Origin of the sequence: Paenisporosarcina sp. HGH0030 (assembly GCF_000411295.1) — a bacterium.
Taxonomy (GTDB): domain Bacteria; phylum Bacillota; class Bacilli; order Bacillales_A; family Planococcaceae; genus Paenisporosarcina.
In genome coordinates, this window is the sequence record NZ_KE150421.1 from 724,084 (window position 1) to 736,612 (window position 12,529).

Here is a 12,529-nt window from a genome sequence, read left to right on the forward strand (position 1 = left end):
CTGTTAACATAGGAATTGGCAAGTTCGAACCCGTTGTAGATTATTGCAATACCAAGAAGGCAAGGGTTACAAATCGTCCAACACTTGTGAAAACGGAAAATAATATAAAGGAAGGCATGCTTGCTACTTGAAGCTGCAAGAAATTAAATTAGTATATTCTGGATAAAGGGACAGAAATCCTGCATTATTTAGTTTCTAGCAAAAATAATTATTTTTCACATTTCTCTAGCACTATAGTGATGAACATAAAAAAACCCTTTGAACTTGTTAAAGTTCAAAGGGTTTTTGTCAATATGTCAAACTCGCTGCAACAAGCAATCCTACAACGATAGAAATCGAAAACAAACTGAATCCAATGGCTAAATTGCCATTTTCCACTTCTTTCGCCAAGTCTGTTTTTGGCGTGAGTCCATATTCCACAATCCAGTATGCGATTACTTGAGTCGCAATACCCACCAGACCCCAGATAAAGGCATCAAGCAAATTCACGCTCCCAGCCCAGACGGTATAGATGACAATGCCCAGACCGATTGCTTTCCCCCACAATTTTAAAGCCACTGCAATATTGCCTTCTTTAATCAATTTCAACTCAGAAAACTTTGTGGTAAAAGCAAAAACGGTAAGCCCCAAAAGCATGAGCAAGACGCCAACTCCAAAATGTGCTAAAAAGTTTCCAACAGTTTCTCCTGTAATGTATTCCATCATCGTTATCATCCCTTCAATCTATCTTCTATGCCAATCGGTAAAAAATATGATAAGTTATTCGTTATTGCCCCACCTGCACGTATACCAATTGCTCCCGCTTGATCATTCAGCAAAAAGCAGCCATACATCAAATGGACCTGTTTTCTGCCAGAAGTCGTCTGGACTTCTATTTGTGGCAATGGATAAAAAGCTTGATAGACTGGTAAATTATTGACGTAAGTTTTCTGGGGCTCCTCGTCGATGGTTTCGCCAGCTCCGTTGAATATTTCTACCGTATCGCCTTCACGTCCAAAAGAGGGCTTTCGGACATAGGGCATATTCATTTTTAAGAATTCATCAGGTTCCAAATAAGTTGGTAAAAAGTATTGCTCAATCACTTGATGTTCTTCAGCGGTGAAATACTGGTCATCCTCATGTAAGCCCCATATAAGTGCCTGGACTGCCTTTGATTGCAATAAAAAAGCAGAAGGAGGATTGATGACCATCACTTTTTTCTCAATAATGAGTTTGATCAGTTCCTGCCCAATGTTCTCGTCGGTCGTTGGGTCTTTGTCGTTCACTAAATGTTCGACCGGGTACGTTTGACGGTATAAAATATCGATCCGTTCCCCACTTGGAGTAAAAAGGCCAGAATCCGTGATAACCCCATTCTCCTCCACAGGTTCCGTCAGTACTTGAAGCTGGTCCAGACTGACGTATTCTGATGGCAAATCAAGGTGTTCCTGTAAGAAACGTGTCGTCCATAGATCTTCTATATTGTCACTATGGGAAGTGAAGACGATCTTAGGCGTACCAGGACGGTCTAAATGCTTCCAGGAAGCGGCAACAGCTTTCCTCATTTCTTTACGTAACAAGTCCACGCATGTTTGATTCGGATTTTCAACTCCATAGTAATTACATACATACTCGTTCGCCTGGAAAGCTTCCTTGATAAACGTCGGGGTATCGGAATTGAATTCCATTAGTTTGATTCCAGAATGTGAAACTACAAAATCAAGACGGCCAATAATGGTTTCTTGGGGAATTGTTTTCAAGCGACAATATGCTAGAGCTTCACTCGGAAAACCAAGTTGTAGGAGCGTATCATCATCTAGTTCCCTTAATAGAGGAGCTACTTTTCTGAATATTGCCCCGACTCGTTCCGCCGCTGTTCTGATTTCCTGTAATTCAGCATGTGAGTGTTTCCGAATATCCAATAAAGCATATTCTACTTCGTATAAGTCCGGGAAAAAATAAGGAACTTGTTCATATACTTTTTGTCTTTCCAAATGAAATTGTGGGTCACTCACCCGCCAAATCCTCCATTGGATCCACTGCCGATTCCTGACTTATAGCCACTTGTACCGCTTTGTGTGTTTTTGTAGTTATTGAAGTTACTCGAATAATGTGGTGATTTTCTTAACGCAGATTTGCTACTGAACATGTTCCCAAAAAGATAATATGCACCGAAATGTGAGGATCTGCTATCGTCACAATAGTAGGTTGCTTCGTTTTCATCCCATTCCCAGTCATCGCAATCGTACTCAGTAGGTTCTGGTGGCAATGAGGAATTAGATTCGTATTCATCTTGGCCACAACCGGTCATCCCTAAGGCCATAACCGACGTCGCTACGCCTGCCATCAATTTTTTTGTCTTATTCATTTATTGAGTCCCTCCATTTTATATCCGGTCTCCATTAGGTAAAGAACATAGACACGACGATCTTCATCGATTTCCGCGGAATCTTTTTCCCACTCTTGACCATTTATATAGTGGTAAACGGAACCGATTCGGGAAAGAATGTCGATGTGGTGTTCGAACTCCAGCGTTTGCAGGAGTGGATAGTTTTCTCTTTCATTAAATCTACGCATTTCCAATTTCAACGTATTGTTAAGATTGAATTCTTCTTTTTCCTTTTCGCCTTCTTTGTGCTTTTCTACATAAATCACATGCCATTCGCCTTCTATAGCAGATGATGTCTGCTTATAGACTGTTCCTTCTTTCACATAAAAATCGCATTCTCTGCGCGCAAGAACTTGATGTAAATCTATTACTTCATAGTGAAATAAAGGTTTATATGAACTGGTACGGTCATATAAACGGTATTCAAGTGACGTATTCACTTTTTCATCCATCCTTTCACAAACCTATGAATACATATACGAATCTCATCTTCATTGGTTTCATTAAAACAAAAGTCGTCAGCTTCCATTGTATAACAGGAAAAAAGAAAAAAGCGAAATCCTTGAAAAAAAGGAGTTCGCTTACTTTATAAGCAATCAATCAATTACATACACTCAAGCCATAATTTCTGGTTTTCTTTGTTCTAAAACCGGTTCTTTGTAAGAGATTTCCTCACCAGTTTCAATATCAATAAACGAACTCGTTTCATTGAACCAGCGGTCTGGTGCTTCGTGTCCCCAGAATGTCTGACGAAGTGGATCATTCAAATCCCAGCGTTTCGGTTTCAAGTCTGGGTCGGTAGTTAAGTAATCACCGGTGTAGAGTTCAATACGATGGCCATCCGGATCTCTCAAGTATAGGAAGAAGGCATTTGATAAGCCATGACGTCCTGGACCTCGTTCAATGGATTGTGCATAGCCCATACTGGCAAGAACGTCACAACAATCAAGAATGCTGATTCGGTCTGTCAGAGAGTATGCAAAATGATGAAGTTTTGGTCCTGGACCACTCATGAATGCATGGTCATGAACGGTTGGCTTGCGGTAAAGCCACGCAGCCCACAAGTCGCCATTTTCAGTTTCCGTATATTCTGAACAGGAGAAGCCTAAGTGGTCAACGTAGAAATCATAAGCTCTTTGAACGTCAGGCACTGCGCAATTAACGTGGTCAATCCGCTGAATTTTCGCTCCGCGGTATAAGTCATAGCGTTGGAGCATGCGATCGGTTGTCTTCATTTCCGCAAAAAACTCCAATGGAATTCCAGAGTTATCATGCACACGAAGTGTTCTTCCAATCGCATGCTGCGTTCCGGAAGGTAGCCATTTTGTTTTCAATCCTTTGGATTTAAAGAGCTTTTCGATTTCGTCAAGATCCTGTTCTTTCGCCACCTTGTAACTGAGTACTTCCACCATTGCTTTTTCTGCTTGTTTTAATAAAAGACTATGATGAGCATGTTCTTCGAGACCTCTTAAGTAAATATGCTGGTCATCACTTTCTGTTTCAATCATGCCTAAACCATTGACGTAAAACTCACGGGAAGCCTGTAAATTGGTTACATGAAGAACTGTCCTCGCGATTCGAATGATAGAAAAATCCATTGTGGTCACCCCCTCTGTGGTTATTTTCCGAATTGTTGAATATGATGATCGGTTATGGAAACATGAATAATTTTCTGCTCGGTATAAAATTCGAAACCGTAATGTCCGCCTTCACGGCCGATTCCCGAATATTTCGAGCCTCCAAATGGAGTTCTTAAATCACGCACATTTTGAGCGTTCACCCATAACATACCAGCTTCCACTTTATGCGCTACACGGTGACCACGCTTGATGTCATTTGTCCATACATATCCTGCAAGCCCGTAATTGATATCGTTAGCCAGTTTAATAGCTTCTTCTTCATCCTTAAATGTCATGACCGTCAGTACCGGTCCGAAAATTTCTTCCTGGGCGATGCGCATATGATTCTCTGCATTTAACAGTAGAGTCGGTGCAACAAAATTCCCTTTCGCCATTTCTTCAGGGATATCTGCCGTAATGACTTCCGCGCCTTCTTCTTTGGCAATATCCAAGTAGCTTTTCACTTTTTGATAATGACCTTTATCGATTAAGGGCCCCACTTCTGTGTCGGCTTCTAGTGGATCACCCATCTTGATTTTTGCTACACGTTTTTTCAGTGCTTCAATAAATTCATCTTTTATGGATTCCTGCACAAACAAGCGGGAGTTCGCGGTACATCTTTCCCCGTTAAAGGAATAAATTCCCCAGACGCATGCATCCATTGCCCGCTCAAAGTCAGCGTCGTCAAAGACGATAATCGGTGACTTCCCACCTAGTTCCATCGAACAGCTTTTCAAAGTATCAGCACTATTTTTAATAATAGTCGAGCCGGTTTTTGTCTCCCCTGTAAATGAAATCAGTTGAACTTCGGGATGCTTAACGAGCGCATCCCCAGCTGTCTCTCCATAGCCATGAACCACGTTGAAGACACCTTTTGGCAGGTCTGCTTTATGAATGATTTCAGCTAACAAGTTCGCCGACAGTGGCGACAGTTCTGCTGGCTTCAAAACAACCGTGTTGCCGGTTGCCAGTGCAGGAGCAACTTTCCATGTTTCCAGCATAAATGGTGCATTCCACGGAGTGATTAACCCTGCTACACCAACTGGCGTATTGATTGTATAATTGATAAATTCGTCGTCCACTTGATAGGCATCGCCGACGAGGCGGCTTTCCACCATGCGTGCATAAAACCTGAAGTTTTCCGAAGCACGGCCAACCATTTTTTTGGTCTGGCTGATTGGAAGTCCCGTATCGAGCGCTTCCAAGTAAGCAATTCTCTCTACTTCTTCATCAATTAAGTCCGCTATCCGATAAATGTATTCCATTCTTTTTGTAAGTTTCATCGTCTTCCAAGGACCATGGTCAAAGGCATCACGTGCAGCAGCTACTGCTTTATAAATGTCTTCTGCTTGTCCTTCAGCAACTTCGTTGATTTGTTCATTTGTAAACGGATTCATATTGATTATCGTATTGCCACTAGTAGCAGAAGTGAATTCCCCATTGATATAGAGTAGGATATTGTCTTGCGTTTCATGTTTAAACGCCACTTTTTCTCGTGAAGATACCATACTTATCACCTATATTCTTAAGTTTGTAGTGATCATCAACTAAGTTATTAGTTTACAGCCGCTTCCTTTGGAAGTTTTCCAAGGTCGACGAGTGTTTCGCGAACTTCTCTTTTCAGAGCCTCTGAAGGGAATCCTAAAGGCAGACGAAGTTTCGGATTGATTTTCCCCATCATGCCAAGCGCTACTTTTGCAGGTCCAGGGTTTGTATCTTTAAACAACACATCGTTTAATGGCATTAATTCGAAGTGCAAATCCTGACATCTTGCTACGTCGCCCGCTTCCCATGCATTGTATAATTCGGCCACTTTGACTGGTTCAACGTTCGCTGTTGCGCTGATGAATCCGGCCCCACCAATCGCAAGCATCGGATAGCACAGCAGTTCGATTCCTGAATACAAAAGGAAGTCTCTGCCGCAGTTCAGCAATACACGATTGACATGCTCGAAGTCTTTGTTCGCTTCTTTTACACCGACGATATTCGGGCAATCTTCCACTAAACGTTTCATCGTGCTTACTTCCATATTGACTGCAGAACGACCCGGGATATTGTAAATGATAATCGGTGTTGTCACTGAATCAGCGACTGTTTTAAAATGCTGGTAAAGGGCTTCCTGATTTGGCCTGTTGTAATAAGGCACAATTACCATCGCAGCATCAGCACCGATTTCTTCAGCGTACTTTGTCAATTCTATTGTTTCGTCATGGTTTGTCGACCCAGTTCCAGGCGCGAAAAAGACACGGCCGTCTATAGTTTCTTTTGCAAGGGCCATCACTCTTTTTCGTTCAGCCATTGTCAATGAGCTCGGTTCCCCGCTTGTTCCCGTAACGGAAATCCCATGACTGCCACTTTCAATTTGCCAGTTAATTAACTCAATAAATGCTTTTTCATCAATTGCGCCGTCTTCTGTAAACGGGGTAACGACAGGACAAATGGACCCTCTTAATTTTCTTTTCGCTTCTGTGTATGCCAAATTCATCTACTCCTTTAAGGAATTAATGTACGTCAAGGTTATTCCTGAAGTTCTTTCAGTTCACGATATTTTCCCTGGCTGTAGAGCAACGGGTCATGTTGTTCCAGTTTGACGCCCGTTACTTGCCCGATAAAAATGGTATGATCGCCAGCTACATATTCGCTATGCAGTTTACACGTCACAACTGCCAGTGAATCCGGAAGAACAGGAAGTCCTTTATATGAAGAGAACGTTATTTCATCCTCTAAATTTAACTGACCGGAGAATTGCTTGGACTCATTTACTTGTTTGGACGTCAGGATATTGACAGCAAATTGTTTTGCTTCTTTGATATGTTGCAGCATTCTAGCTCTTTCACCAATGCTGACGGCGATAAGTTTCGGGTTTAATGAAATCGACATGAACGCATTTGCGGTCATGCCATGTACCTCACCAGCGACTTCGGTCGTTATGACTGTGACACCGGTTGCGAAACTTCCCATTGCATTGCGAAACAATCGATCATCCATTTCATGTTCATCGTTGTGCATATTCTAATCTCCCTTCCACTAACTTAACGAGTCTATTATTTGACTAAGATAAAATACCCGCTTCTTTTTTCGCTCTGTTCAGGAAGTCGTTCACCATGTTTTTATATGGTTGCTTGTCGAATTGATCGTAATAAGCATTAGACATCCGCACTGGATCTCCGAAGAAATAGTACTCATACAGTGCTTGGCGGTTACCGAAGGCACTGATTGAAATATCCCATGCTAAGCGGAATAATTGAACTTTTTCCTCACCATTGATGTTGGCACCTTGCGTGTAACGATGAACTAATGTTCCGACATCCGTACTACTGAAGTCTGCTTCTGTTGGCAATGCCATCAAGCCGGATGCGCCAAGAATTTTAATGATTTCATTCATCCGTTGGTACATTTTCGGGTACCAGTTACGGGCTGCGTTCAACGGTTCAAAGTCAGGTGTCATATTGCCATATTGATCGATTTTGGCGTTGTGTTCAGCGCGGAATAGGTGAGAACGCATCACTTCCAAAATGACCATGATTTCGCTCGCTTTTTCTTTTACATGCATGAACTGATCAATTCCGATTGCTTCCATCATGTTGACGACCACACCGAGAATGAACTCTGTTTTCACCGTGTTTTTGGCGATGACTTGATGCGTCATATGTATGACCGCATTCGTTTCCGTATACGTGCGATTACAGATGTTTGTACTTTCGCTTACAAATACTCTTTCCCATGGAACAAACACGTCTTCAAACGAGATAATCGCATCACTTTCGTCAAAACGGGCACCGAGCGGATGATCCCATTTGCTCTTCCCATAGTCGAATGATTCACGAGACAGGAATTTCAGCCCTGCCGTATTATTTGGAATAGCGAATGCGAAAGCATACGGATCGTCCGTCGTTCCTGGAGTCCGATTGATAGTGGAAGGGAAAACGACCAGTTCGTCAGTGATACCACCTAAAGTGGCCAACAGGCGGCAACCGTTTACGATAATTCCGTCTGGTGTCTTTTTGGTTATACGTGCGGAAAGTGTAGGATCTTTTTGATCCGATTGAGTCAATGTCGATCGGTTCACTTGTGGGTGGATTAATGTATGAGTTAAGCTGATGTCATTTTCACGTGCATATTCATAATAGTCTCTGGCATTTTTGGCAAATTGCTTACTGCCGCCACCTTCTTGTGCGAAGAATTCACTGGCAGTACCAAAAGCCATAATGCTTGTATTTAAATAGTCTGGAGAACGTCCCATCATGCCGCCGGAAAAACCAGCCCATTCGGAATGCATTTCACGTCTTCTAAATAAATCTTCTTTGGTTTTCGGTGCAATAAAGGAAAGCCCAACTTTTTTGCCTGAAGTCGGTGAAGTATAAAGCATCTTCTCTGGCTTCTCATGTTGCAGATCATATAGTCCAGCTACACTTTCCACGACGTTTTTAAAGGCAGGGTGTGTCGTGACGTCTTCCACTTTCTCCCCGTGAATCCACACTTCAGTGTTCCGTTTTTTTATGCCTTCGATATATTCTTTTCCTGTACGAGCGCCCATTTAATTCCCTCCTATTTCGGTTCTATCTATACTGACTTTGATAGTAATTTTAATTTTCAAATTTTTACATCTAAAACGATGCATAAATCAGAGCATAGTCTTCTATTTAAATCGTGCATGGATATTATTTTGCTTATATGTGCCGGCCTCACTGAATTCGATCAGTTCCATCGACAATGCCAAGTAACGTTTGGACATGAGTTCCGAAAAATGATTTTTCAATACGGCAAATAATGCAACGCAAGCTTCTTTTTTAACTTCTACCGAACGTCCTGCTCCTATTTTCAACACGGCATGGACAAAAGCATCGTCTTCAGACCCGTCAGCAACCCGGTAATCTTTTAATTCAATTGCCCTTGAACGGATGCCCCCTATAGGGAAAACGGAGTCCCGTGAAATGAGGACCTTATGAACTTCTTCAAATAGCAGCGCGATATTCGCCTCATTTTTGATATTATCCGTATATTCCACTGTAAAATGCGGCATGCGGTTTCCTCCTGTTCACGTTACCGGTTCGAGAACGCTTCATCCCCGATAATGGTATTGACCAATCGTCCGATTCCTTCAATTTCTGTCACGACTTCATCACCGACAGCAGTATCGACGGACCCTTTAGGAGTGCCTGTAAGAATGACATCATTCTCACTCAATGTCATGAAGCTGCTTAAATATTCTATGAGCGTCGGAATATCAAAAATCATATCCGCTGTCGTTCCTTCTTGAACAAGCTTGTTATTGACATGGGTAGTCAACTTCAATTCCATCGGATTGGCCACATCATTCGCATCGATGAGCCAAGGACCAAATGGTGTACACGTATCGCGGTTTTTGACACGCAAATTCGGACGGTAATAGTTTTCAAGATAATCTCGAATCGCGTAATCATTTGCTACACTGTAACCTTTGACATACTGATAAGCCTCTTCTTTTTTTACATTGCGAGCAGTCTTTCCGATAATGACGGCCAATTCGCATTCATAATGCATGTACGTGACGTCAGAAGGGCGACGGGTATATGCATTATGGCCGATAAACGTATTCGGTCCCTTCAGAAAAACCAATGGTTCTGATGGTGCATCAAATGCCAGTTCGGCTGCGTGATCCGCGTAGTTAAGCCCTAAAGCAAATACGGTACGCGGGACGATTGGCGTCAACCATACAACATCACGTTCTTCTACAATCCGTCCGTCATCAAGCTTCAGGCGGCCTTCCCATTCAATCGCTTTGTGGATTGCGCCTTCACAGGATATCCGTGCTGTTCTCATTGCGGCCACCTCCGGTTGAAAGATTCTTCGTCAACCAGTTCATTTTCTAGTTTGCCGACACCCTCTATCTCAATCCGGACTTTATCTCCGACTATTGCAAGTGGCGCATCTTCTGGTACCCCTACGAGCAATACGTCTCCTGGACTCAATGTCATAAATTCAGTCACGTCAGCAAGTAAACGGGCAACGGGGCGAATTAAATTCTTTGTTGAATTTTCCTGTCGCAGTTCATTGTTGATGAACACACGGATGGTTACATCATCCGGATTTTTCATTTCGTCCCTATCAATAACCCATGGTCCGATTGGACAAAATCCATCGCGGCATTTTTGTTGTACAGCTGGACGGAATAGGCTTGTATGCGGAACGCTCACGTCGTTAACGATCGTATAGCCTGCCACATAATCCATTGCTGTTTCTTCCGTTACCGCAACTGCTGTTTTGCCGATGACAATTCCAAGTGAAGCACCCATTTCAAGTTTCGATTCGCTTTTAGGAACTGGTATGCCTGCTCCATATCGATTCAATGTATTTTCAGGTTTAATGTATAAAACAGGAGCAACTGGAGGCGAAAGGTATGGTTTATCATTGACCTTATCACCAAGTCTTTCAAGGCCACCATGAAAGTTCAATAATGTACCATAAACCGTTCCAGTAACGGGGTTGTCCAAGGGTATATCGTTTATACCAAACTCATTACCTTCAAATTCGATTGAATTTGTTTCTGTATTCACAGATACGGAAGATAATTCTCTTGAATCAGTTCTTTTGATCTTTGCATTAAGCATTCGAATCACTCCTTAAGTTATTAAACTAGTTGTTTATCGGTTCAATAACTACAAGTATATAAAATTGAACATGTTTAAGAATGAGACTCATTCAGAACTCACTTTGAAAAGGCATCCTGAATCAAACAGACAATAAGGCTTTATCACTGGTAAGTTTTTCGCCACGTATACGTTGGAATTCATCCATTAGTTTAGGAATGGTCAAATTCTTCTTCTCTTGTGCGTCAAATTCCAAAATAATTTGTCCTTTGTCCATCATGATTAATCTATTTCCTAAGTCCAAAGCTTGTTGCATATTATGCGTGATCATCAGCGTGGTTAGTTGATCCTTTTCAACCAGTTGTTTTGTTAAATTGGTAATCAGTTCCGCACGGGAAGGATCCAGTGCCGCTGTATGTTCATCCAATAGTAAAATCGACGGTTGTGTAAAGGTTGCCATTAATAGAGAAAGAGCTTGTCTTTCACCACCTGAAAGCAAACCCACTTTCGCATTCAAGCGGTTTTCAAGATTTAAATGAAGTGTTTCAAGAGATGTACGAAATAATTCCCGTCGTTTCCTGTCAACACCGATTCTTAATAAACGTTTCTTATTGCGTGAATAGGCCATTGCTAGATTTTCTTCGATTGTCATCGAAGGTGCTGTACCAGCCATCGGGTCTTGAAATACACGTCCAATCATCTGCGAACGCTTATACTCCGGCATTCTTGTAACATTTTTATTGGAGATTTCTATTTCACCAAAATCAGGAGACAAAGCGCCGGAAATCATATTCAACATAGTGGATTTCCCTGCGCCATTGCTTCCGATAACCGTCATGAAATCACCTGGATTTAAATGGAGATTAATCTGGTCCAAAGCGATTTTTTCATCTGGTGTGGCTTCATTGAATAATTTGTTAATCTGGACGAGTTTCAGCAACTGCAGCTCCCCCTTTTGAACGCGATTGAAACTCCATTAACCGTTCCGCATGCCGTTTGGCTTTTCTGCTTTTCTCTCTTCGTTTATCAAAGTATTGAGGGAGGATCAATGCGCCGATTACAATAACCGCTGTAATCAATTTCATGTCTCCCGTATCAAGAAAGTCCACTCTCAGTGCCCATCCGAGTACAATTCGATAAATAATAGCTCCTGCTATAACGGCAAATGTCGTACGGACAATGGTTTTCGTCCCGAATATTGCTTCACCGATAATTACGGAAGCTAGACCAATGATGATCATTCCTATTCCCATCCCAATATCGGCAAACTTCGCATATTGAGCAATCAATGCACCTGAGAATGCCACCAGAGCATTGGAGAAACCAAGTCCTACAATAATGAGTGTGTCAGTATTGGCTGACAGGCTACGGATCATTTTCTTATTATCGCCGGTCGCTCTAATCGCTAGGCCAATTTCGGTTCTTAAGAACCAATCAACCACAAATTTAATGAGCAACACGATGATGGTCATAATGAATAATGTACCCCAGGTAGCTGGCAAATGCTGTACCCCCAGCATGCTGAGGAAATTATTCACCGCGGTGTCGATTCCAAGAGAACCCCAAAAAGATTGGAATTGATTGAACATTGACTCTGCATTTAGTAAAGGGATATTCGGACGACCTATGGAATTTTCCGAGGTCAGTCCCATTATTCGAAGATTAAGGGAATACAACGCAATCATCATCAAAATCCCGGAAAGTAGAGCATTGATTTTCCCTTTCGTATGTAGAAGGCCGGTGACACAGCCTGCAAGAAAACCGACAATGACGGCAAGCGCCGTCGCTGCCACTGGATGATATCCTAAGGTGATCATCGTGGCAGCAACCGCAGCTCCTGATACAAAACTTCCGTCAACGGTTAAATCCGGAAAATCCAAAACACGAAATGAAATATATACACCAAGTGCCATGATTGCATAGATGATTCCTTGCTCCACAGAGCCAAATACTGCTGAAAACATGTAGAATCA

14 protein-coding genes are annotated in these 12,529 nt (G+C 42.2%); all 14 read right to left on the reverse strand.

The features are described from left to right. Positions 1-288: 288 nt before the first annotated feature. Positions 289-714, reverse strand: coding sequence for a DUF350 domain-containing protein (locus HMPREF1210_RS03590; protein WP_016427246.1), 426 nt, complete (start codon positions 712-714; stop codon positions 289-291). Beyond that, complete coding sequence (locus HMPREF1210_RS03595; protein WP_016427247.1) at positions 711-1,994, reverse strand: glutathionylspermidine synthase family protein; 1,284 nt, start codon at positions 1,992-1,994, stop codon at positions 711-713. Before HMPREF1210_RS03595 ends, HMPREF1210_RS03590 begins: the two co-directional genes overlap by 4 nt. Next, complete coding sequence (locus HMPREF1210_RS03600; RefSeq protein ID WP_016427248.1) at positions 1,991-2,347, reverse strand: hypothetical protein; 357 nt, start codon at positions 2,345-2,347, stop codon at positions 1,991-1,993. Before HMPREF1210_RS03600 ends, HMPREF1210_RS03595 begins: the two co-directional genes overlap by 4 nt. Beyond that, complete coding sequence (locus tag HMPREF1210_RS03605; protein WP_016427249.1) at positions 2,344-2,820, reverse strand: hypothetical protein; 477 nt, start codon at positions 2,818-2,820, stop codon at positions 2,344-2,346. Before HMPREF1210_RS03605 ends, HMPREF1210_RS03600 begins: the two co-directional genes overlap by 4 nt. 162 nt (positions 2,821-2,982) lie before the next feature. Beyond that, complete coding sequence (gene hpaD, locus HMPREF1210_RS03610) at positions 2,983-3,966, reverse strand: 3,4-dihydroxyphenylacetate 2,3-dioxygenase (protein WP_016427250.1); 984 nt, start codon at positions 3,964-3,966, stop codon at positions 2,983-2,985. 20 nt (positions 3,967-3,986) lie between these two features. Further along, the gene (gene hpaE, locus HMPREF1210_RS03615; RefSeq protein WP_016427251.1) at positions 3,987-5,495 is read right to left on the reverse strand and encodes a 5-carboxymethyl-2-hydroxymuconate semialdehyde dehydrogenase; all 1,509 of its coding nucleotides are present in this window, start codon (positions 5,493-5,495) and stop codon (positions 3,987-3,989) included. A 47-nt stretch (positions 5,496-5,542) separates the two neighbouring features. After that, positions 5,543-6,466 carry a 2,4-dihydroxyhept-2-ene-1,7-dioic acid aldolase gene (hpaI, locus tag HMPREF1210_RS03620; protein WP_016427252.1) on the reverse strand — a complete coding sequence of 308 codons (924 nt, stop codon included), beginning with the start codon at positions 6,464-6,466 and terminating at the stop codon, positions 5,543-5,545. Between the two features lie 38 nt (positions 6,467-6,504). Next, on the reverse strand, positions 6,505-6,975 hold the full coding sequence (locus HMPREF1210_RS03625) for a flavin reductase family protein (RefSeq protein ID WP_036659693.1): 471 nt from the start codon (positions 6,973-6,975) through the stop codon (positions 6,505-6,507). Between the two features lie 64 nt (positions 6,976-7,039). Further along, the gene (hpaB, locus tag HMPREF1210_RS03630) at positions 7,040-8,524 is read right to left on the reverse strand and encodes a 4-hydroxyphenylacetate 3-monooxygenase, oxygenase component (RefSeq protein ID WP_016427254.1); all 1,485 of its coding nucleotides are present in this window, start codon (positions 8,522-8,524) and stop codon (positions 7,040-7,042) included. Positions 8,525-8,626: 102 nt separating this feature from the next. Continuing rightward, a complete protein-coding gene (locus tag HMPREF1210_RS03635) occupies positions 8,627-9,010 on the reverse strand; it encodes a 5-carboxymethyl-2-hydroxymuconate Delta-isomerase (protein WP_016427255.1) in 384 nt (127 codons plus the stop codon). 20 nt (positions 9,011-9,030) lie between these two features. Beyond that, positions 9,031-9,789 carry a fumarylacetoacetate hydrolase family protein gene (locus HMPREF1210_RS03640; RefSeq protein WP_016427256.1) on the reverse strand — a complete coding sequence of 253 codons (759 nt, stop codon included), beginning with the start codon at positions 9,787-9,789 and terminating at the stop codon, positions 9,031-9,033. Next, on the reverse strand, positions 9,786-10,577 hold the full coding sequence (locus HMPREF1210_RS03645; protein ID WP_016427257.1) for a fumarylacetoacetate hydrolase family protein: 792 nt from the start codon (positions 10,575-10,577) through the stop codon (positions 9,786-9,788). Before HMPREF1210_RS03645 ends, HMPREF1210_RS03640 begins: the two co-directional genes overlap by 4 nt. Before the next feature lie 121 nt (positions 10,578-10,698). Further along, entirely contained in the window at positions 10,699-11,496 is a 798-nt protein-coding gene (locus HMPREF1210_RS03650) for an ABC transporter ATP-binding protein (RefSeq protein ID WP_016427258.1), read from the reverse strand. Further along, positions 11,474-12,520, reverse strand: a complete 1,047-nt coding sequence (locus tag HMPREF1210_RS03655) for an ABC transporter permease (RefSeq protein WP_016427259.1) — start codon at positions 12,518-12,520, stop codon at positions 11,474-11,476. The genes HMPREF1210_RS03650 and HMPREF1210_RS03655 overlap by 23 nt, the downstream gene beginning before the upstream one ends. Positions 12,521-12,529 lie beyond the last annotated feature (9 nt).